The sequence below is a fragment of the Streptomyces sp. NPDC002701 genome (genome assembly GCF_042889045.1).
GTDB lineage: Bacteria > Actinomycetota > Actinomycetes > Streptomycetales > Streptomycetaceae > Streptomyces.
The window spans coordinates 322,080-344,320 of record NZ_JBIAQL010000003.1 but is presented as its reverse complement, the minus strand read 5'-3'; the positions used below and the strand labels follow the sequence as shown (position 1 = coordinate 344,320).

Annotated in this window: 16 protein-coding genes; 11 read left to right on the top strand and 5 right to left on the bottom strand. The window is 70.3% G+C overall.

Features of this window, described 5'->3' with window-relative positions; translation table 11 throughout:
- Positions 1-82 precede the first annotated feature (82 nt).
- Positions 83-1,192 carry a threonine synthase gene (locus tag ACFYXC_RS09955; RefSeq protein WP_389549041.1) on the bottom strand — a complete coding sequence of 370 codons (1,110 nt, stop codon included), beginning with the start codon at positions 1,190-1,192 and terminating at the stop codon, positions 83-85.
- A 290-nt stretch (positions 1,193-1,482) separates the two neighbouring features.
- Between ACFYXC_RS09955 and ACFYXC_RS09950 the strand changes: the two genes are divergently transcribed.
- From ACFYXC_RS09950 to ACFYXC_RS09920, 7 genes are all read left to right on the top strand, one after another.
- A complete protein-coding gene (locus ACFYXC_RS09950; RefSeq protein WP_389549038.1) occupies positions 1,483-3,045 on the top strand; it encodes a S8 family serine peptidase in 1,563 nt (520 codons plus the stop codon).
- A 252-nt stretch (positions 3,046-3,297) separates the two neighbouring features.
- Positions 3,298-4,524: a DUF4190 domain-containing protein gene (locus ACFYXC_RS09945; protein ID WP_389549035.1), complete on the top strand. Its 1,227-nt coding sequence runs from the start codon at positions 3,298-3,300 to the stop codon at positions 4,522-4,524.
- Between the two features lie 156 nt (positions 4,525-4,680).
- The gene (locus ACFYXC_RS09940; RefSeq protein WP_389549032.1) at positions 4,681-5,433 is read left to right on the top strand and encodes a GntR family transcriptional regulator; all 753 of its coding nucleotides are present in this window, start codon (positions 4,681-4,683) and stop codon (positions 5,431-5,433) included.
- A 391-nt stretch (positions 5,434-5,824) separates the two neighbouring features.
- Complete coding sequence (locus ACFYXC_RS09935) at positions 5,825-6,007, top strand: SPOR domain-containing protein (protein WP_388922717.1); 183 nt, start codon at positions 5,825-5,827, stop codon at positions 6,005-6,007.
- A 40-nt stretch (positions 6,008-6,047) separates the two neighbouring features.
- Complete coding sequence (locus tag ACFYXC_RS09930) at positions 6,048-6,467, top strand: (deoxy)nucleoside triphosphate pyrophosphohydrolase (RefSeq protein ID WP_389549029.1); 420 nt, start codon at positions 6,048-6,050, stop codon at positions 6,465-6,467.
- 389 nt (positions 6,468-6,856) lie between these two features.
- Positions 6,857-7,285 (top strand): ATP-binding protein, encoded by a 429-nt coding sequence (locus ACFYXC_RS09925; protein WP_389549987.1) that lies wholly within the window; start codon positions 6,857-6,859, stop codon positions 7,283-7,285.
- Between the two features lie 253 nt (positions 7,286-7,538).
- On the top strand, positions 7,539-10,184 hold the full coding sequence (locus ACFYXC_RS09920) for a SpoIIE family protein phosphatase (protein WP_388922711.1): 2,646 nt from the start codon (positions 7,539-7,541) through the stop codon (positions 10,182-10,184).
- 35 nt (positions 10,185-10,219) lie between these two features.
- Here ACFYXC_RS09920 and ACFYXC_RS09915 read toward each other — a convergent pair whose 3' ends face one another.
- Genes ACFYXC_RS09915 through ACFYXC_RS09900 form a run of 4 tightly spaced genes read right to left on the bottom strand, consistent with a single transcriptional unit; the run spans position 10,220 to position 14,084 of the window.
- Entirely contained in the window at positions 10,220-10,996 is a 777-nt protein-coding gene (locus tag ACFYXC_RS09915; protein ID WP_388922708.1) for a succinate dehydrogenase/fumarate reductase iron-sulfur subunit, read from the bottom strand.
- On the bottom strand, positions 10,993-12,936 hold the full coding sequence (locus tag ACFYXC_RS09910) for a fumarate reductase/succinate dehydrogenase flavoprotein subunit (protein WP_389549025.1): 1,944 nt from the start codon (positions 12,934-12,936) through the stop codon (positions 10,993-10,995). Before ACFYXC_RS09910 ends, ACFYXC_RS09915 begins: the two co-directional genes overlap by 4 nt.
- Before the next feature lie 16 nt (positions 12,937-12,952).
- Entirely contained in the window at positions 12,953-13,774 is an 822-nt protein-coding gene (locus ACFYXC_RS09905) for a hypothetical protein (RefSeq protein ID WP_388922702.1), read from the bottom strand.
- Positions 13,775-13,793: 19 nt separating this feature from the next.
- Positions 13,794-14,084 carry a hypothetical protein gene (locus ACFYXC_RS09900; protein WP_388922699.1) on the bottom strand — a complete coding sequence of 97 codons (291 nt, stop codon included), beginning with the start codon at positions 14,082-14,084 and terminating at the stop codon, positions 13,794-13,796.
- A 402-nt stretch (positions 14,085-14,486) separates the two neighbouring features.
- Here ACFYXC_RS09900 and ACFYXC_RS09895 point away from each other — a divergent pair, with 402 nt between their 5' ends.
- The 4 genes from ACFYXC_RS09895 (at position 14,487) to ACFYXC_RS09880 (ending at position 22,197) form a co-directional block, all read left to right on the top strand.
- Positions 14,487-16,700, top strand: a complete 2,214-nt coding sequence (locus ACFYXC_RS09895; RefSeq protein WP_389549021.1) for an ABC transporter family substrate-binding protein — start codon at positions 14,487-14,489, stop codon at positions 16,698-16,700.
- Positions 16,701-16,942: 242 nt separating this feature from the next.
- On the top strand, positions 16,943-18,850 hold the full coding sequence (gene typA, locus ACFYXC_RS09890) for a translational GTPase TypA (protein WP_388922693.1): 1,908 nt from the start codon (positions 16,943-16,945) through the stop codon (positions 18,848-18,850).
- Between the two features lie 404 nt (positions 18,851-19,254).
- Positions 19,255-20,301, top strand: a complete 1,047-nt coding sequence (locus tag ACFYXC_RS09885; protein WP_388922690.1) for an ABC transporter permease — start codon at positions 19,255-19,257, stop codon at positions 20,299-20,301.
- Between the two features lie 102 nt (positions 20,302-20,403).
- Positions 20,404-22,197, top strand: a complete 1,794-nt coding sequence (locus tag ACFYXC_RS09880; protein ID WP_389549018.1) for an ABC transporter substrate-binding protein — start codon at positions 20,404-20,406, stop codon at positions 22,195-22,197.
- Positions 22,198-22,241 lie beyond the last annotated feature (44 nt).

The window sequence follows — 22,241 nt, the reverse complement described above, 5'->3', positions numbered from 1 at the left end:
TGCGGGTGCGGGTGCGTTGTGGCTGGTCGCGCAGTTCCCCGCGCCCCTTAAAAGCAAAGGATTGCGCCGTTCCCCGCGCCCCTTAGGGGGTTGTCGGCAAGGGGGATTTTTGGCCTGCTCCGCATAGGGGGAGTACTGCTGTGCGGGGGGTCAGGGGGAGGTCGCGTAGGGCTGCCCAGCAGGCCACGCCGGTCGGTTCCACGTACAGGCCCTGTGAGGCCAGGTCCGTCTGGGCGTGGCGGAGCTGGTCCTCCGTCACGGTGAGGAACGTGCCGCCGGACTCACGTACCGCCCGCAGGATCTGGCGTGCCCTCGGCGGGCGCGGGATCGCGATGCCCTCGGCGAACGTGGGGGCCGCCGGGGTGACGCCGACCAGGTCGTCCGCGCCCTCGTGCCAGGCGTGGGCCAGCGGGGCGACGGCGGCGGACTGGACCGCGTACAGCGCGGGTCTGCGGTCGATCAGGCCCGCCGCGTGCAGTTCCGCGACGCCGAGGGCCGCGCCGAGCAGGAGCGTGCCGTTCCCGACGGGGACGACGAGCACCTCCGGGAGCCGGCCGCCCAGCTCCTCCCACACCTCGTGGACGTAGGTCTTCGTGCCGTGCAGGAAGTACGGGTTGAAGACGTGCGAGGCGTAGAACGTGCCCTCCTCGTCCGCCGCCTCCCGGGCCGCCGACGCCGCTGCCTCCCGGTCGCCCGGGACGACCTCGACACGGGCCCCGTGCGCCCCGATCTGCTCCAGCTTCTTGGCGGACGTGCCCTCGGGGACGTACACCGTGCACGACAGCCGGGCCCGGGCGCAGTACGCGGCGACAGCCGTGCCCGCGTTGCCGCTGCTGTCCGCGACGACCCGGCGGGGCCGCAGCCGCAGGGCCAGTTCGGCGAGCACGACCGCCCCGCGGTCCTTGAAGGACAGCGTCGGCATCAGGAAGTCCAGTTTGGCCGAAACCCCCTCCCTGAGCGGGACCAGCGGCGTGCGTCCCTCGCCCAGCGACACCGAGGGGGCCGGCAGCGGCAGGCACTCCGTGTACCGCCAGAGCGAGTTCACCCGCCCGGTCAGGGACTTGAGGGTCGCGGGCGTGGGCGCGAAGTCCAGGTCGAGCGGGCCGCGGCAGACCGGGCAGCACCACGCGAGCGAGTCCGTGGGGACGCGCGTGCCGTCCACCGGGCAGAAACAATCCGGCAAAGGAGTCATCTGCGCAGGTTAGATGCCCCGGTTCGGCACGGACTGTCATGACCGGCATATGGCACCTGCGTTACGTCCGTGCAGGGCTCTTGTGCAATTCCTGTGGAAGCCCCAATCTTTCGGCTGAGCGCACGGTCGGCCCGACGACAGAGTTGGCATGAACCTGCCCTTCTGGTCGCGCGGGGTGCCGTGCGCCCGTGCCACCCGCACCAGCTCCCGAGTGCACGACCGCACCAGCCGTGCGTGCACGACCGCACCACCCCCCACCAGCGCACCACCGATCGAGGAGGATCCCTCAGATGGCAGTGATGCGTCATGCCCGGCGAAGACTTGCCGGTATCGGCTCGGCGGCCCTCGTCGTCGGCCTCGTCTCCGCCCTCCCGGCCCACGCCGCGGGCCCCGAAGGCCGCATCCAGTACGCGGGCGCGCCCGGCGCGATCGCGGACAGCTACATCGTGACGCTCCACCCGGACTCCGCCCGGGCCGGTTCGGCCGAGGGCAGGGCCCTGGCCGCGGAGTACGGCGCCACCATCGAGCGGACGTACGAAAAGGCCCTGAACGGCTACGCCGTCGAGGCGTCCGCGGCCGAGGCGAAGAGGTTCGCGGCGGACCCGGCCGTCGCCTCCGTCGTCCAGAACCGCGTCTTCTCGATCGAGACGACCCAGCCCAACCCGCCCTCCTGGGGCCTGGACCGCATCGACCAGGCGGCCCTCCCGCTGAACCAGAGCTACACCTACGACGACACCGCGGGTGAGGGCGTTACCGCGTACGTCATCGACACCGGTGTCCGCATCACGCACACCGACTTCGGCGGCCGGGCCTCCTACGGCTACGACGCCGTCGACAACGACAACACCGCCCAGGACGGCCACGGCCACGGCACGCACGTCGCGGGCACGGTCGGCGGCACGGCGTACGGCGTCGCCAAGAAGGCGAAGATCGTCGGCGTCCGGGTGCTGAACAACTCGGGCTCCGGCACCACCGCCCAGGTCGTCGCGGGCATCGACTGGGTGACGGGCAACGCCGTCAAGCCCGCCGTCGCCAACATGAGCCTCGGCGGCACCGCCGACACCGCGATCGACACCGCCGTACGCAACTCCATAGCCTCCGGCGTCACGTACGCCGTGGCCGCGGGCAACGAGAACACCAACGCCAGTACCCGCTCGCCCGCCCGGGTCGGCGAGGCGATCACCGTCGGCGCCACCACCAGCACCGACGCCAGAGCCAGCTACTCCAACTACGGGACCGTCCTCGACCTCTTCGCGCCCGGCTCCTCCATCACCTCCGCCTGGGGCACGGGCGACAGCGCGACCAACACCATCTCGGGTACGTCGATGGCGACGCCGCATGTCGCCGGAGCCGCCGCCCTCCATCTGGCCGACAACCCCACCGCCACCCCGGCCGCCGTCCAGAGCGCGCTGGTGAGCGCGGCCACGACCGGTGTCGTCACCGGACCCGGGACCGGGTCGCCGAACCGGCTGCTGCGGGTCGGCGGCGGGGGGACGACCCCGCCGCCCGGCGGGTACTTCGAGAACACCGCGGACTACGCGATCGCCGACAACTCCACGGTGAACTCGCCGGTCACGGTGAGCGGCGTCACCGGGAACGCGCCCGCGGCGCTGAGCGTGCCGGTGAACATCGTCCACACGTACATCGGTGACCTCCAGGTCCAGTTGATCGCGCCGGACGGGACCGCCTACACGCTGAAGGCGTACGGGACGGGCGGTTCGGCGGACAACATCGACACGACGTACACGGTCAACGCGTCGGCCGAGGTGGCCAACGGGACGTGGACGCTGCGGGTGAGTGACAACGCGTCGCGCGACACCGGGTACGTGAACGGGTGGGGTCTGCAGTTCTGACCCGGGGCCCGCGCCCCCGGACCTCCGTGACCACGGGCTCCGTATCCATGACCTCCGTATCCACCTGAACGGCCTCGCCCTCGAACGCCGGACGGACCTCTGCCGGTCCGTCCGGCGTTCGAGCAGCTCGCCAGCGGGTTCGGCCAGCTCGCCAACGCGTTCCACCCTCGTCCGTGCCGCGCTTACCATGCGCCTGTCGTACATCAGTTCCGTACCAGCAGGACGCACACCCGGACGAGGAGCACGCCACCAGTGGAGACACCCCCGCCCGCGGGCCCCCAGGAACCTCAGGGCCGGCCGCCGCAGAACCCGTACGGCGTGTATCCGGGGCAGGGACCGGCACCGTACCCGTACCCCTACGGGTACCAGCCCTGGGGACACGGATACCTTCCGTACAACGCCCCGCCGCCCGTCAACGGACTGGCGATCTCCGCACTGGTGTTCGGCCTCCTCTGCTGCCTCCCGCTGGTCGGGCTGGTCCTCGGGTTCGTCGCGCTGGGGCAGATCAGACGGAAGGGCGAGCGCGGCAGGGGCATGGCGGTGGCCGGGATGGTCCTGTCCGGCATCGGCACCGCCACCCTCGCGCTCGTCCTCGCCACCGGTGGCGCGTCCGCGTTCTGGGAGGGCGTCGAGGAAGGCGCACGGGAGGCGAGCGAGGGCAGCGCCGCCTTCTCCGTGGACGCGGGCGAGTGCTTCGACACGCAGGGCGGATCCCTGGAGGGCATGGCCTACGACGTCGACATGGTCCCCTGCGAGGGCGAGCACGACGCCGAGGTGTTCGCGAACTTCACGATGGCGGACGGCGGTTACCCGGGCGACGACGCCATCACCGACGCCGCCGCCGACAGGTGCTACACGCTCCAGTACTCCTACGCGATGGACTCCTGGGCCGTCCCGGACGACGTCGACATCTACTACTTCACGCCCACGCGGGACAGTTGGAGCCTCGGTGACCGGGAGATCAGCTGCCTGTTCGGCAACGTGGACGGAAAGGGCGGCCTGACCGGATCGCTGCGCCAGGACGCGACGACCCTCGACGCGGACCAGGTCGCCTATCTGGAGGCGGCCCAGGTACTCAACGAGGCGATGGACTCGGCGCCCGGGGAGCCGTACGTGGAGGACGACCTGCCCGGTCACAAGAAGTGGGCCACCAGGGTCTCGGACGCCCTCGGCGAGCAGGTCGGCATGCTCCGTGGCCACGAGTGGCCCGCCGGTGCCGAGAGGCCGGTCGCCACGCTCGTCGAGGACCTGGAGTCGGCGAAGGACGAGTGGGCCGAGGCGGCGAAGACCTCCGACGTGGACACCTTCTACGAGCACTACGGCCGGGCGCTCGACCTCACCGACGCGAAGAAGTCGGTCACGGCACGCAAGGCTCTGGGCCTCGCCTCGACCCCTCCCGCCGGCTATGACCAGGAGGACGGTGGCGGTGAGGACGCCGGTGCGGGGGGCGGTTCGGGAGGTGGCGACGTTCAGGTGTGAGGCCGGCGCACGGGTCCCGGAGGGGGAAGTGGCTGGCCCAAAACCCCTGACGGCCTGACGTCATCACATCGAGTGAATCTTTGGCCCTCACTTGCCTGGCGCAACCCACGGTGGCCACCCTGTTGCTGTCTGTACTACGGCAACGGGGAGTGGCCAGTGACATTCGGTGAGCAGCCGGCGTATCTGCGCGTCGCGGGCGATCTGCGCAAGAAAATCGTCGACGGGTCGCTGCCACCGCACACCCGGCTCCCGTCGCAGGCCAGAATCCGCGCCGAGTACGGGGTCTCGGACACGGTCGCCCTGGAGGCCCGCAAGGTGCTGATGGCCGAGGGGCTGGTCGAGGGCCGGTCCGGGTCCGGCACCTATGTGCGCGAGCGCCCGGTGCCCCGCCGGATCGCCCGCTCCGGATACCGGCCGGACAGCGGCTCGACGCCGTTCCGCCAAGAGCAGGCGGACCTGGCGGCGCGGGGTACGTGGGAGTCGCACAGCGCGCAGGCGGAGGCGAGCGTCGCCGTCGCCGAGCGGCTCGGCATCCAGGCCGGCGAGCGGGTGATGTGCACGAAGTACGTCTTCCGGGACGCGGGCGAGGTGATGATGCTCTCCACCTCCTGGGAGCCCCTCGCCGTCACGGGGCGCACTCCGGTGATGCTCCCCGAGGAGGGCCCTCTCGGCGGTATGGGCGTCGCCGAGCGCATGGCCGCCATCGACGTGATCGTGGACAACGTCACGGAGGAGGTGGGCGCCAGGCCCGGCCTCGCCGAGGAGCTGTCCACGCTGGGGGGTGTGCCGGGCCATGTCGTGCTCGTCATCCAGCGGACGTACTACGCGTCGGGCAGGCCGGTGGAGACGGCGGACGTGGTCGTGCCGGCGGACCGGTACCGGATCGCGTACCACCTGCCGGTCAAGTAGCGCGGGACGCGTAGGACGTACTGCGTAGTGCGGCATGGGCGCCGGGGGCCGCGGGCGAGGGTGCGGAGGGCGGGGAGGCCGCGGGGTCCGAGGGGGGAAGAGGGGCGGGGCGGGGGCCGGACGCGGGCGCGCCGGTGGATTCCGGACGTTCTGCCCCGGGTCCGGGCGCGGTCTCCGTCGCTGGCCGAGGCACCCGGAGGGGGTATCAGGGGGCGTATCCATGAGGATGCGCCCCCTGTGTCCTGGCCGGTTGCGTACCCCGTGCGTACCTCTTTGTGCAAAGCCGTATTCGCAGCGTGAAGGTTAGGCGTAGGCTCCGGCATATGCGGAGTGCGGTTTCCTTAAGCGACGGGGCTGGGCGCGAACCGGGGGCGGGGAGTGGAGGGGCGCGATGAACGACGGCACGATCACACTTCCCTGGCTCGTCATCCGGCAGGACGACAACGGCAATCGCTACCGCGTCGGCAGGTACGCGACCAGGGCCGAGGCCCAGAAGATCGCGGACAGCCTCGACGACCGCGGGCACAAGCAGTTGTACTGGGTCGAGCGGGTCGCCCAGAACGGCACCGGCTGAGCCGCGCCGGGGTTCGGGTGGCTCCCGTAGGCTCCCGCGCATGACCGAACGGATCGTGGTGGTGGGGGCCGCCGTGCTGCACGACGGATGCCTGCTGGCGGCGCGTCGCAGTGCGCCCGCGGAGCTGGCCGGGCGCTGGGAGCTGCCCGGAGGGAAGGTCGAGCCGGGGGAGAGCCCCGAGCAGGCTCTGGTGCGGGAGCTCCGTGAGGAACTGGGAGTCGGGGCCGAGCCGGTCGGGCGGGTGCCCGGTGAGTTTCCGCTGCGGTCGCCGTACGTCCTCCAGGTCTGGACCGCTCGGCTGGTGGGGGGTTCGCCCGCGCCCGAGGCTCTGCAGGACCATGACGCGTTGCGGTGGCTGACGCCGGATGAGGTGTGGGACGTCGACTGGCTGGACCAGGACGTGGCCGCCGTGCGGGCCGTCGAGCGCCGGGCCTGGGGGAGCGGGGCGCCGGCGGCTTGAGGGGGTTTTCGCCCCGCCGCCCCTTCCCGTCCCGACCCTGGGGGCTGCGCCCCCAGACCCCCCTGTCGCGCTGCGCGCTCGTCCTCGAACGCCGGACGGGCTGACTTAGTCAGCCCGTCCGGCGTTCGAGGACCGGGGGTTCGGGGGCTGGCCCCCGAGGTCGGGACGGGAAGGGCGGCGGGGGCGCGAAGGTGTGAGCTTGGCAACTTCGTGCACTCGGGTCCGCAGGGGTGCGATCCGCGCACCGTACGTGGGACGCTCGGCCTCGCGGGGCGCGTGGGGTGACTGGTGCGAGCTCGGAGTACGCCGTTCATGCCACAGCGCGCCTTCGCGCACGGTACTCCGCCCTGAATTTCGGGTATGTGCCCATTTACCCCGTGAAAACGGACATGGTCCGCTTCTGCCTGGGAGTGATCTGCGTGATCCACACCGAGGGCGACGTCGCCGAGTGGACCTTTCCCGCGGATCCGGGCGCCGTCAGGACCGCGCGCACCGTCGTCCGGGGCCAGCTGCACTCCTGGGGCCTCGATCCCCTGGTCGATGTGGCCGCGCTGCTGGTCAGCGAGCTGGTGACCAACGCCCTGCGGCACGCGACCGGTCCCATCGGCGTCCGCCTCGTCCGCCCCTCCGGCCCGCTCGACGCCCTGCTCGTGGAGGTGTCCGACCCCCTGCCGGACCCGCCCCGGGAACGCGCGGCCCGGCCCGACGAGGAGACCGGCCGGGGCATCCAGCTGGTGGCGAACTCCTCGCGCCGTTGGGGCACCAGACCGGGCGAGAAGGGCAAGACGGTGTGGTTCGAACTGGCGCTGCCCGGCTGACCGCGGGTCCGCCGGAGGGCGGTCGGGGGCGGTTCGGCAGGTCCCGGGCGCGGAGGAAGGGCCGGGACGGTGGTTCGACCCGCCGCCTCGTGGTTAGAAGACTGGGAGTGTTTGTCGCAGGTCGGTCCTGAAAGCATCGGGACCGTGCTGTGATCGTGAACACCGTGTTGTGCGGCACCGTAGTGCTGGATACTGCGGGCAGCCGCTGTCGGTGACCGGTGCCGGGCGCGGTGAGCTGGAGGGGACGGTTCGCGTGAGCGAGATACCAGCGAAGGCCACGGAGTCAAAGGACCCGTCGGGCGGCGCGATGGCTGATGCGACGACAGGCGATGGCGCCGTGCCCGCAGCGGGCAGAACATCGCACGGAAGGGCGGACGAGGTGCCCGCGGAGGTGCCCGGCGAGGTCGTGTGGCAGAGCAGTCCGCCCGGCTCGATCTACGACTACATCAAGGTCGCCTCGTTCTCCATCGGCCCCGACGGCCTCGTCGACCAGTGGAGCCTGCGCGCCGAGCAGTTGTTCGGCATCGCCACCGACCGTGCCGTGGGCATGGACCCCATCGAGGCGTTCGTCGCGGAGGACAGGCGCGACTTCGGCCAGCGGAAGATGGCCGAGGTCCTCGACGGCAGGGAGTGGACCGGTGTGATCCCCTTCCGGCTGCCCGACCCCGAGGGCTCCGGAGAGGTCACCGAGGGACTCGCCGAGATCTACGTCATGCCGACGCGGACCGAGGAGGGCGAACGGGCCGCCGTGTGCATCGTCGTGGACGTCCGCACGCTCCGCAGCATCGAGACGGATCTCGCCGCCTCGCAGGCCATTTTCGGTCAATCTCCTTTCGGTTTCCTCCTGATCGACCCGGACCTGCGGATCCGCCGCGCCAACCAGCGGTTCGCCTCGACCTTCGGCGGCACCGTCGACGACCACCGCGGCCGGACCGTCAAGGACTATCTGTCGCAGGGCGAGGCCGAACGCGTCTCGGCGATACTGCACCGGGTCCTGGAGACGGGCGACTCCGTCACCGAGATGCTGGTCACGGGCACCGTCCCCGGCTCCACCGAGCGGCGCCACTGGTCCATCAACCTCTACCGCGTGCACGGCGGTTCGGGCCGGCCCATCGGCATCGCGTGGCTGGGCACCGACATCACCGCGCGTCGCGCCGCCGCCCGCGAGGCCGCGCAGGCCCGGCGCAATCTCGCCCTCCTGAACGAGGCGGGCGCGCGGATAGGCAACTCCCTCGACCTGGAGACCACGGCCCGCGAACTCCTCGACGTGGCCGTCCCCGGCTTCTGCGACCTCGCGTCCGTCGACCTCTACCAGGGTCTGCTCGCCGGTGACGAGACCCCGCCGGGCCTCGCCGACGGCAGCGCCGAACTGCGCCGCGTCGCCTTCGCCAGTGCCGTGTCCGACGCCCCCTTCATCGGCGGCCCGAAGCCCGTGAGCGTCGGCGCGGTCCACCACTTCGCCTTCACCTCCGCCTGCGCGGACGCCCTGCGCACCGCCAAGCCGCAGAGTGTCGCCGCCGAGGAGGGCGGCCTGATCCAGTCCACGCTCGCGGTGCCGATGGTCGCCCACGACACGGTCGTCGGCCTCGTCCAGTTCTCCCGCACGAAGGGCAGTGAGCCGTTCGGGGAGCGCGACCGGGCGCTGGCGGTCGAGCTGGCCGCACGGGCCGCCGTCTGCATGGACAACGCGCGCCTCTACCGCCGCGAGCACGAACGCGCCCTGATCCTGCAGCGCTCCCTGCTGCCGCCCGGCGACCCGGAGGCGTCCGGCCTGGACATCGCCTGCCGCTACCTGCCCGGGAACGCGGCGACGGAGGTCGGCGGCGACTGGTTCGACGTCATCGAACTGCCCGGTCACCGCACGGCGCTGGTGGTCGGCGACGTCATGGGGCGCGGTCTGCGGGCGGCCGTCGCGATGGGTGAACTGCGCACGGCCGTACGCACCCTGGCGCTCCTCGACCTCGAACCGGCCGAGGTGCTCTCCGCGCTGGACGAGATCGCCCGGGGCCTGGGCACGCCCGGCGGCACCCAGCAGTCTACGCGCGGTGCCCGTCAGTCCCGGGACGCCGACCTCTCCGAGGTGTACCTCGCCACCTGTGTGTACGCGGTCTACGACTCCGTCACCCGTCGCTGTACGTTCGCCAACGCCGGCCATCTCCCGCCGGTCCTCGTCGAGCCCGGCGAGAGCGCGCTCATGCTCGACGTACCGCCGGGGATGCCGCTCGGCGTCGGCGGCGAGCCGTTCGAGGAGGTGGAGGTCGAACTCCCGGAGGGCGCCCTCCTGGCGCTCTACACGGACGGCCTCGTCGAGTCCCGCGACCATCCCCTCGACGAGGGCCTGCAGGCGTTCGTGGGGGCCCTGACCGACCCCTCCGAGCCGCTGGAGGACGTCTGCGACCACGTCCTCAACACGCTGGACACACACCACGGCGAGGACGACATCGCGTTGCTGATGGCACGTGTCCAGGGGCTGCCCGCCGAGTCGGTGGGCGACTGGACGCTGCCGCGCGAGCCGCGCAGTGTGGGCCGCGCCCGCGAGTTCGCCCGCAACCAGCTGGTCGGCTGGGACCTGGAGCCGCTCGTCGACACGGCCGAACTGCTCGTCAGTGAGCTCGTCACCAACGCCCTGCGCTACGGCGAGGGCGACATCCGCCTGCGGCTGCTCCTCGACCGCACGCTGGTCTGCGAGGTCTGGGACGCCGGGCTCGTCCAGCCGCGCCGCCGCCGGGCCCGCGACACGGACGAGGGCGGCCGCGGACTGCAGCTGGTGGGCCTCCTCAGCGCCGCCTGGGGCTCCCGGCGTACCCCTCGTGGGAAGACGGTGTGGTTCGAACTGCCCCTGCCGCACGCCGGGAAGCGCCTCACGGACCCGGCAGCGGCCCTGCTGAGCCTCTTCTGACCCCTCCGCTCCCGGACCGTCCCGCGCCCGCCGCCTCACCCCCCTGAAGGACGCCGCCTGATCTTCGACCCCAGCCAGACCAGGGGGTCGTACTTGCGGTCGGCCGCTCGTTCCTTCAGGGGGATCAGCGCGTTGTCGGTGATCTTGATGCCTTCGGGGCAGACCTCCGTGCAGCACTTGGTGATGTTGCAGTAGCCGAGCCCGTGCTCGTCCTGCGCGGTCCTCTTGCGGTCCAGACCGTTGTCGTCGGCCGCGTCCAGCGGGTGCATGTCCAGCTCGGCCACCCGCATCAGGAAGCGCGGGCCGGCGAAGGCGGTCTTGTTCTCCTCGTGGTCACGGACCACATGGCAGGTGTCCTGGCACAGGAAGCACTCGATGCACTTGCGGAACTCCTGCGACCGGTCCACGTCCTCCTGCATCATCCGGTACTCGCCGGGACCGAGCCCGTCCGGCGGAACGAAGGCGGGCACCTCCCGCGCCTTCGTGTAGTTGAAGCCGACGTCGGTGACGAGGTCGCGGACCACCGGGAAGGCCCGCAGCGGAGTGACGGTGATCGTCTCCTCCCGCGAGAAGACCGACATCCGGGTCATGCACAGCAGCCGTGGCCGGCCGTTGATCTCCGCCGAACACGAACCGCACTTGCCCGCCTTGCAGTTCCAGCGCACGGCGAGGTCCGGGGCCTGGGTCGCCTGCAGACGGTGGATGATGTCGAGGACCACCTCGCCGTCGTTCACCTCGACCCCGAAGTCCTGCAGTCCGCCGCCCCCGACGTCCCCGCGCCACACCTTGAAGCGGGCCTCATAGCTGCTCACTCGTAGAGCTCCTCTTCGGCGAGGTACTTGACCAGCTCCTCCTTCTCGAAGAGGGCGAGCAGGTCGGGACGGATGGGATCGGTCGTCTCCCGGACGAGGTCGATCTGGCCGTGCACCGGATCGGTGGCGGCGAGGCCGCCGGTCGGATCCGTCAGCCGGCAGAGCAGGTTGACGCGCCGCCACGCCCGGTCCATCGCCGGATGGTCCTCCCGGGTGTGGCCGCCGCGCGACTCGGTCCGTTCCAGGGCGGCCCGCGCCACGCACTCGCTGACGAGCAGCATGTTCCGCAGGTCGAGCGCCAGGTGCCAGCCCGGGTTGAACTGCCGGTGCCCCTCGACCCCGGCCCGCCGCGCCCGCAGCCTGAGGTCCGCGAGCCTCTCCAGGGCGGCCGCCATCTCGGCCTCCCTGCGGATGATGCCGACGAGGTCGTTCATCGCCTGCTGGAGCTCCTGGTGCAGGGTGTACGGGTTCTCCGGCGGCCGGCCGTCCTCCTCGCCGGGTGCGGGCCCCTCGGCGGAGAAGGGCCGCAGTGCCTCCGCCGCCGCCGCGTCCACCTGGACGTCGTCCACGGCGGGACGGCCCCCGGTGAGGCCGGTGGCGTACCGCGCTGCGTGCAGTCCGGCCCGGCGGCCGAACACCAGCAGGTCGGAGAGCGAGTTCCCGCCGAGCCGGTTGGAGCCGTGCATCCCGCCCGCCACCTCACCGGCCGCGAACAGGCCGGGCACCCCGCGGGCCGCCGCGGTGTCCGAGTCGACCGCGATCCCGCCCATCACGTAGTGGCAGGTCGGCCCGACCTCCATCGCCTCGGCGGTGATGTCGACGTCCGCGAGCTCCTTGAACTGGTGGTACATGGACGGCAGCCGGCGCCTGATGACCTCGGCGGGCATCCGCGTGGAGACGTCGAGGAAGACCCCGCCGTGGGGCGAGCCGCGGCCCGCCTTCACCTCGGAGTTGATGGCCCGTGCCACCTCGTCGCGGGGGAGCAGTTCGGGCGGTCGCCGGTTGTGGTCCGGGTCCTCGTACCAGCGGTCGCCCTCCTCCTCCGACTGGGCGTACTTCTCCTTGAACACGTCCGGGATGTACTCGAACATGAACCGCTTGCCCTCGGAGTTCCTGAGCACCCCGCCGTCCCCGCGCACCGACTCCGTGACGAGGATGCCCTTCACGGACGGCGGCCAGACCATGCCCGTCGGGTGGAATTGCACGAACTCCATGTTCAGCAGCGGTGCCCCCGCGAGCAGTGCCAGCGCGTGCCCGTCGCCGGTGTACTCCCACGAGTTCGACGTCACCTTGAAGGACTTGCCGATGCCTCCGGTGGCGACCACGACCGAGGGCGCCTCCAGGACGAAGAATCGGCCGGACTCCCGCTCGTAGCAGAAGGTCCCGGAGACCCGGCTGCCCTCCTTGAGGATCCGGGTGACCGTGCACTCCTGGTACACCTTCAGGCGCGACTCGTAGTCGCCGGTCTCCGCGAAGTCCTCCTGCTGCAGCGACACGATCTTCTGTTGGAGCGTGCGGATCAGTTCGAGGCCGGTACGGTCGCCGACGTGGGCGAGGCGCGGATATTCGTGCCCGCCGAAGTTGCGCTGGGAGATGCGCCCGTCCGGCGTACGGTCGAAGAGGGCGCCCCAGGTCTCCAGTTCCCACACCCGGTCGGGGGCCTCCTGGGCGTGCAGCTCCGCCATCCGCCACTGGTTGAGGAACTTGCCGCCGCGCAGGGTGTCGCGGAAGTGGACCTGCCAGTTGTCGCCTGAGTTGACGTTGCCCATGGCCGCCGCGATGCCGCCCTCGGCCATCACCGTGTGCGCCTTGCCGAACAGCGACTTGCAGATCACCGCCGTACGCGCCCCGCGCTCCCGTGCCTCGATGGCGGCCCGCAGCCCGGCGCCCCCGGCACCGACCACGACGACGTCCCACTCCTGCCGGTCGACCACGGACATCAGAAGCACCTTTTGTCTAGAAGAGGGTCGGATCGTCGAAGGCACCGGACGCGACCAGGTACACGTAGAAGTCGGCGAGTGCCACGCTGATCAACGACGCCCAGGCGAGCTGCATGTGACGGGCGTTCAGCCTGCCGACCAGCTGCCAGGTCCGGTACCGCACGGGGTGCTTGGAGAAGTGTTTGAGCTTGCCGCCGACGATGTGCCGACACGAGTGGCAGGAGAAGGTGTACGCCCAGATCAGCACGATGTTGACGAGGAACACGAGCGTGCCGAGCCCCATGTGGCCCCACTCGTAGTCCTCGTTCCGGAAGGAGAGCACCGTGTCGTACGTGAGGATCCCGGCGACCGGCACCGCCGCGTAGAAGAAGTAGCGGTGGATGTTCTGCAGGATCAGCGGGAAGCGCGTCTCACCGGAGTACTTCTTGTGCGGCTCGGCGACCGCGCAGGCCGGCGGCGAGGCCCAGAAACCCCGGTAGTACGCCTTGCGGTAGTAGTAGCAGGTCAGCCGGAAGCCGAGCGGGAAGATCAGGATCAGCAGGGCGGGGGACAGGCCCCACCAGCTGCCGAGGATCTCCCAGTTGGGCCCGTTCTTCATCGGCTCGCAGTTCTCCGCGAGACACGGGGAGTAGAAGGGCGAGACGTACGGGGCGGCGTAGTAGTCGGTGTTGGCGAACGCCCGCCAGGTCGAGTAGACGACGAAGGCCAGCAGCCCGGCCGCGGTCACGGCGGGCGCCAGCCACCAGCGGTCGGTCCGCAGATGCGGGGCGGTGATCGCGGCGCGCGTACCACCGCGTACGCCGCCGCTCTTCAGATGTGGTTCCGTACCAGTGGCCAAGGAGAGCTCCGGTTCGGGTTCAGGGTGCGTGGCGGTCGCGGGCGCCGAGACCCTCGTCGTCGGAGTCCGTCCACAGGCTGTTGTCGTACGGGGTGTCGGGGATCGACACGAGGTCGGGACGCTTCGGCCGGGTGAGGCCCGGTGCGGCCTCGCGGAGCAGCGCCACGCTCTCGCGCAGGTGGTCGGCGTCGGTGCGCACCCTGCGCATCTCCAGGCCGCCGCCCCCCATCTGCTGTTCCAGGCGCTTCACGGACCGCACCAGGTCGTCGAGGCAGCGCTGGACCGACGTCAGGTCATCGTGCACGGACATGGCTCGCCCTCATTTCCGCGGACCCCTCGGCCCGCAGCGGCAACGTTCATGCGCCTGCGAGTGTGACGTGCCGCACCTGCCGGTGTGAAGGGACGTGCAGCGATTGGCCGAGGGCGCACGGTTGCTCGCGCAGTTCCCCGCGCCCCTGAAGGACGGGGCCCGCGCCCTTCAGGGGCGCGGGGAACTGCGCGACCGGCCCCCACCGGCCCGCACCCGACACAGGACCCAGGCCCACCCCGTTGCGCCGCACGGGTGGCCTTCCCCGCCCCCGCGCCGTGTCGCCCCCCGCCGCCGAACCCTTTCCTCTTCAGTGGCCGCATAGATCTGATCAACACCAAATACCGCCAAACGTGATCAGACCCCGTATTCACCTGTGGAGCGGCCCCCCCGGAGGTACCAGTCATGTCCCACGACGGCGTCGGACTGCGCGCGGTGGCGCGCTCGGTCGCGTTCCTCACGGCGGGAGTCCTCGCGGTGCCCGCCCTCGCCGGGTGCAGTGAGCAGGACGAGGCCGGCAAGCCCGTCGCCGGCCAGGACATCGCGCCCGCGCGACGCGATCTGGTCGCCGACGGCGGCACCGTGCGCTGGGCCGTGGACCGCGTCCCGCAGACCCTCAACACCTTCCAGGCGGACGCGGACGCCGGCACCTCACGGGTCGCGGGCGCCGTGCTGCCCGCCCTCTACCGGCTCGACGCGAACGGCCGCCCGCAGCGCAACCCCGACTACCTGGAGTCGGCCGAGGTCGTCGACCGCGAGCCCCGGCAGGTCGTGCTCTACAAGCTGAACCAGCAGGCCGTCTGGAGCGACGGCCGCGAGATCGGCGCCGCGGACTTCTCCGCCCAGTGGCGCGCCCTGTCCGGCAAGGACACCGCGTACTGGACCGCCCGCAACGCCGGCTACGACCGCGTCGAGAAGATCGAACGCGGCGCCAGCGACCTGGAGGTGCGGGTCACCTTCAAGAAGCCGTACGCGGACTGGCGGTCGCTGTTCTCGCCGCTGTACCCGAAGAGCGTCATGGGCACCCCGGACGCCTTCAACGACAGCGCCCGCCGCAAGCTGAAGGTCACCGCGGGCCCGTTCACCGTCCGCACGGTCGACCGCCGCGCGGGCGACGTCACCCTGAGGCGCAACCCCCGCTGGTGGGGCCGCCCCGCCAAGCTGTCCGAACTGGTCCTGCGTGCCGTACCCCGGGAGAAACGTGCCGCCGCGCTCGCCGGCGGCCGGCTCGACCTGGCCGAGATCGACCCGGCCGAGGCGCACCGCGTCACGGCCGCCGGCCGGGAGAAGAAGGCGGGCAGGGGCGCCCCGCTCACCCACGGCCCCGGCGCCGCCCTCACACCGGGCAGGGCGCTGCGGTCCTGGGCGATCGCGCACGGCTCCGACGAGGAGGCCGCCGACGAGGAGAACTCGGTCCGCAGGAAGCGCGCCAAGGCCATCGCGAAGTACGCGGGACAGCAGTCCTCCCTGCGCGGCTTCGTGGTCCGGAAGTCCCTCGAACCGGCCTTCACCCAGCTCGCGCTGAACGGCTCCGAGGGTCCGCTCGCCGACGAACGGGTCCGCCGGGCCGTGGCCCGCGCCCTCGACCGCGAGGAGCTCGCCCGGATCGTGCTGGAGCCGCTGGGACTGCCCGCCGAACCGGTCGGCAGCCATCTCGCGCTCGCCGGACAGCACGCGTACGCCGACAGCAGCGGGGCGCTCGGCGGGCAGGACACCGGGGAGGCCCAGGCACTGCTGTCCGACGCGGGCTGGGTGGCGAACGGGCCCGTCAAGGAGCGGAAGAAGCCCGGGAAGGCGTCGGGCGCCGAGGCGTCCCGGGACTCGGACGACGACGGCTCCGAGGACGGCTCCAAGGACGGCTCCGACGACGGCACCGGGGACGACGGCACGTACATCGTCGGCGGGACGGACGACAAGCCGGCCGACGACGAGAGCTCCACGGTGCTCGCACCCGGGGGGCCCGGGCGGCAGGAGGAGAACCACCTCGCCCAGGACGGGAAGCAGCAGCTCAAGCCCGGCGGCGCTCCGGGGGCGTACGCGCCGAGGGGCACGGCCGCCCCGGGACGCGCCGCGGCGGGGCCGCTCGCCAAGAACGGCAAGCCGCTGTCGCTGCGTTTCGTGCTCCCGTCGGGCCCGGGGTCGCAGTCCCTGCGGGCGGTCGGGGAGCGGATCGCCCTGATGCTGGACCGTGTCGGCATCCGGACGGAGATCTCCAAGGTCGCCGACGACAGCTACTTCAAGGACCACATCGCCTCGGGCCAGTACGACCTGGCGCTGTACTCCTGGCCCGCGTCCGCGTTCCCCGCGACCGACGCCCGCCCCATCTACGCCAAGCCGGTCCCGGCGGCGGACGGCTCCCTGAACGTCGAGCAGAACTTCACCCGGGTCGGCACCGACCAGGTGGACCAGCTCTTCGACCAGGCCGTCGCCGAACTGGACGAGGGGGAGTCCCGCTCCCTGGTCCGCAAGGCCGACGCCCGCATCTGGGCCGCCGCGGGCTCGATCCCCCTCTACCAGCGCCCCCAGCTGACCGCGGCCCGTAAGAATCTGGCCAACGCGGGAGCCTTCGGTTTCCAGACCCCCTCCTACGAGGACATGGGCTACCTGAAAAAGCCCTGATCCCCCAGGTGAGGCCGCTGCCCTGTGCCCCGTGAGGGGCGCGGGGCTGTGACATGTGCGGCTCCGCCGCGGGGCGCGGCGAGCCCCCACGGCCCGCACGGTGCAAGCCGACCGGTCCAGCCCGCGAAGCCCCAGCGGCAGCGGCCCCGTACCATGGGGTAAGGCCGTGGCACGTTTCAGCCCGGCAGGGCCCCGCGCAGCAGCGGTTGGCCGTCACCTCACTCCGGGAGAAGCGCCTCAATATGGCCACGCGCCACGACATCCGCAACGTCGCCATCGTCGCCCACGTCGACCACGGCAAGACCACCCTGGTCGACGCCATGCTCAAGCAGGCCGGTGCCTTCGCCGCGCACGCCGCCGAGTCGCTCGACGACCGCATGATGGACTCGAACGACCTGGAACGTGAGAAGGGCATCACGATCCTGGCCAAGAACACGGCGGTCAAGTACCACCCGAAGGATGGCGGCGACGTCATCACGATCAACATCATCGACACCCCCGGCCACGCCGACTTCGGTGGTGAGGTCGAGCGCGGCCTGTCGATGGTGGACGCGGTCGTCCTCCTCGTCGACGCCTCCGAGGGCCCGCTGCCCCAGACCCGCTTCGTGCTGCGCAAGGCGCTGCAGGCCCGCCTGCCCGTCATCCTGTGCATCAACAAGACGGACCGCCCCGACTCGCGTATCGACGAGGTCGTGAACGAGGCGTACGACCTCTTCCTCGACCTGGACGCCGACGAGGAGCAGATCGAGTTCCCGATCGTCTACGCCTGCGCGCGTGACGGTGTGGCGTCGCTCACAAAGCCGGAGAACGGCACCGTCCCGGCCGACAGCGACAGCCTGGAGCCGTTCTTCTCCACGATCCTCTCGCACGTCCCGGCCCCCCAGTACGACGAGGAGGCCCCGCTCCAGGCGCACGTCACCAACCTGGACGCCGACAACTTCCTCGGCCGTATCGCGCTGCTCCGCGTCGAGCAGGGCGAGCTGCGCAAGGGCCAGACGGTCACGTGGATCAAGCGTGACGGCACGATGTCGAACGTCCGCATCACCGAGCTGCTGATGACCGAGGCGCTCACCCGCAAGCCCGCGGAGAAGGCCGGCCCCGGTGACATCTGTGCCGTCGCCGGTATCCCGGACATCATGATCGGTGAGACCCTCGCCGACCCCGAGAACCCCATCGCGCTGCCGCTCATCACGGTGGACGAGCCGGCGATCTCGATGACCATCGGTACGAACACCTCGCCGCTGGTCGGCCGTGGCGGCACCGGCAAGGGCGCGGAGAACAAGGCGGCGGTCAAGGACCGCAAGGTCACGGCCCGCCAGGTCAAGGACCGTCTCGACCGCGAGCTGGTCGGTAACGTCTCGCTGCGCGTCCTGGACACCGAGCGCCCCGACGCCTGGGAGGTGCAGGGCCGCGGTGAGCTGGCGCTGGCCATCCTGGTCGAGCAGATGCGCCGCGAGGGCTTCGAGCTGACCATCGGCAAGCCGCAGGTGGTCACCCAGATGATCGACGGCAAGGTCCACGAGCCCGTCGAGCGCATGACGATCGACGTCCCCGAGGAGCACATGGGTGCGGTCACGCAGCTCATGGGTGTCCGCAAGGGCCGGATGGACAACATGTCCAACCACGGCTCGGGCTGGGTGCGCCTGGAGTTCGTCGTGCCGTCCCGCGGTCTGATCGGGTTCAGGACCGAGTTCCTCACGGGCACGCGCGGCACCGGCATCGCGCACTCGATCCACGAGGGCCACGAGCCGTGGTTCGGCACGCTGACGACCCGCAACAACGGTTCGCTGGTCGCCGACCGCGCCGGCGCCGTCACCGCGTTCGCGATGACGAACCTCCAGGAGCGCGGCGTGCTGTTCGTCGACCCCGGCACCGAGGTGTACGAGGGCATGATCGTCGGTGAGAACTCGCGCGCCGACGACATGGACGTGAACATCACCAAGGAGAAGAAGCTCACCAACATGCGGTCGGCCGCGGCCGACTCGTTCGAGGCGATCGTCCCGCCGCGCAAGCTCTCGCTGGAGCAGTCGCTGGAGTTCTGCCGCGACGACGAGTGCGTCGAGGTGACCCCGGAGGCCGTGCGCATCCGCAAGGTCAACCTGGACGCCCGCGAGCGGGGCCGCGCCGCGAGCCGCGCCAAGCACGGCTGAGCAGCCCCCTCAGGGCCTTCTGGGAGTCCCGTAGGAGCGCCCGGTCCCCCGCACGGCGGGGGGCCGGGCCTCCGGCGTGCCCGCACGCCTAAATAGGTTCACTTCGGGCCACGGCGGAAACCACGCGGCGGCGTTCGCATATCGGGCAATGCCCAATCAAGTTTCGGACACGTAAACGAAATTTTCTTCGCATACAGCCGATTTGCCGGAATCGCGTCTCACCTGTCAAGCGCGCGTAGGTGTCATTCTCTGCAATTTTTGCTCAAAATTTCGACGGTAGGGAGATCCCTATGTCTTCCGCCCTTGACGCGCGTTGACCCGCTCGCTGAAAGTTCCCTGAAACCACAGAACCTGCCGGTATCTGTGCTGCGCTCAACTCTCCATCCCCCGGGGGAAGAACAAAGATGACCAGTCCAACCAAGGCCGAGGGCTCCGGGCCGTCGATCGCCTTGGACCCCGAACTCGAGTCGAACGGCGCACCCGACAAGGGCGTTAAGAAGCTCGAGGGCCGTTCTCCCGGTCAGTTGATGTGGCAGCGCTTCAAGCGTGACCGTACTGGCATGTTCTGCGCCGCGGTAGTGATTTTCTACTTCGTGGTCGCGCTTCTCGCACCGGTGCTGACGTCCATCAGCGGCTCCGACCCGTACACGCTGTACGGCCAGGACCCGACCTACGCGGACGCCCCCGTCCTCGACGAGTTCGGGCTGCCGCTCGGCTACCTCGGCGGCGTCTCCGGCGAACACTGGTTCGGGGTCGAGCCGCAGTACGGCCGTGACCTGTTCGCCATGCTGCTGTACGGCATGCGCACCTCGCTGTTCATGGCGCTGGGCGTGACCGTCCTCGTGATGCTCAGCGGTGTCCTCATCGGTCTCGTCGGCGGTTACTTCGGCGGTCGTACCGACTACTGGATCGGCCGCGTCACCGACTTCTTCCTCTCCTTCCCGCAGCAGCTGTTCTTCATCGCCTTCATGCCCGTCGTCACAGCGTTCTTTGTGGACCCCCAGGAGGAGACCCCCACGTACTTCCGGGCGGTGGCCATCCTCATCGTGCTGTGGGTGCTGGGCTGGATGGGTATGGCGCGGCTCGTCCGCTCCACCGTCCTGTCCCTGCGTGAACGGGAGTTCGTGGAGGCGGCCAAGGTCTCCGGGGCCTCGCCGTGGCGGATCGTCCGCAAGGAGATCCTCCCGAACGTGGTCTCGCCGATCCTGGTGCAGTTCACGTACCAGCTGCCCAGCACCATCCTCACCATCGCCTTCCTCTCCTTCGCCGGAGTCGGCTTCGTCGAGCCCACTCCGGACTGGGGGCGGCTGTTCGCCGCCGGCGCCAAGTACGCCGAGCAGGACCCGGCCTTCATGTTCTTCCCGGGCATGGCGCTGGTGATCTTCATCCTGTGCTTCAACCTCCTCGGAGACTCCGTACGGGATGCTTTCGACCCCAAGTCCGGGCGCTGAACCGTCCATTGGTGGGGGGTGACTGCCGCCCCCGCGTCGGCCTACCAGCCGCGTCAGGCAGTACTCATGGATAACAAACGACAGGTAGGTGCTTACACCGATATGAAGTCGCTCACCTCGCGCAGAGCCCGCGCCATAGTGGTCGCCCTCGCGGCCGGTTCCCTCGCGCTCACCGGATGCTCCGAGAACAAGGGCAGCAACTCCGGCAAGGACTCGAAGAAGGACCAGAAGGAAGCCTCCACGCAGTCGAAGGCGGTCACCTACGCCGACGCCGCCGCGTCCACCGGTCCCGCCGAGGAGGTCGCCGGCGCCAAGAGCGGTGGCACCATCCAGGTCTATCAGGAGGCGGGTCTCTCGCACCTGGACCCGGGCCAGATCTACGTCTCCGACGCCGGCCAGGTCGCCAACCTGCTCTTCCGCGGTCTGACCAACTTCGAGGAGGACGGCAAGGGCAACGTCTCGGTCGTCGGTGACCTCGCCACCGACTCCGGCAAGTCCTCCGACGGCGGCAAGACCTGGACCTTCACGCTGAAGGACGGGATCAAGGACGAGAACGGCAACGCGATCACCTCGGCCGACATCCGGCACTCGGTGGAGCGCCTGTACGCCGAGTTCATCTTCGACGGCCCGACCTACCTGCAGACCTGGCTGAGCGGCGCCGAGTACCGCAAGGCGCTCCCGGACGGCGGCTACGGCAAGAAGCACCTGCCGGACTCGGTCCTGGAGACCCCGGACGCCAAGACGGTCGTCTTCCACTTCGACACCGCGCGTCCCGACCTCCCGCAGACGCTCGCCATGCCCGGCTACACGGTCGTCACGGAGAAGACCGACACCAAGGCGAAGTACGACAAGGCCCCGGTCTCGACCGGCCCGTACAAGATCGCCGAGTACAAGGTCGGCAAGACCCTCAAGCTCGTCAAGAACGAGAACTGGGACCCCAAGACCGACTCCGTGCGCCACCAGTACGTCGACGGCTGGAACTTCGACTTCGGTGTCACCGAGTCGACCCAGACCAAGCGTCTGATCGCGGACCAGGGCGCCGCCAAGAGCGCCATCCAGTTCACCGGCGGTGTCGACGCCACCCAGATCCAGGACGTCATCAGCACGCCGGAGGTGAACAAGCGCACGATCAAGGGCTACCAGCCCTACGTCATGACGCTGACGTTCAACCTGGACCGGGTCAAGAACAAGGCCGTCCGTGACGCCGTCACCTACGCGGTCAACTCGAAGTCCCTGATCGCCGGTGAGGGCGGCGCCTACGGCGGCGACGTGGCCCCGAACCTGTTCGCCCCGACCCTGCCGGGCTACGAGGCCGCGTACGACCCGTACGGCCGTCTCAAGACGCCGTCCGGCAACATCGAGAAGGCCAAGGAACTCCTCAAGGACGTTCCCGCCGCCGAGAAGAAGCTCGTCTTCGCCTACGGCAACACCGAGCAGGGCCAGAAGCGCAAGGTCGCCATCGAGGACGCCCTGAGCAAGGTCGGCATCGACGTCGTGTCCAAGGAGATCGACTCGGCGAGCTACTACGAGCAGATCGGCAAGCTCAAGAACCCGTACGACATGTACGTCTCGGGCTGGGGCCAGGACTGGCCGTCGCCGGGCACGGTCGTCACGCCCATCTACGACGGTGACCAGGTCGCCGACGGCGCGCCGAACTACTCGCACATCGACGACCCGAAGGTCCAGGAGCTGATCAAGAAGGCTCTCGGCCAGGAGCCCACCGAGGCGGCCGCGACCTGGAAGGAAGCGCACCACTACATCCTGGAGAAGATCAACCCGGGCGCCCCGCTCTGGTACACGAAGCAGTTCCAGCTCTACGGTTCGAACATCGGCGGTGCCCGCTACAGCACCGAGTCGAGCTACATCGACGTCACCCGACTGTTCCTGAAGTCGTAACTCTCTACGGCTGATCGCGGGAGTGCGCACCAGGCGGAGCGCAC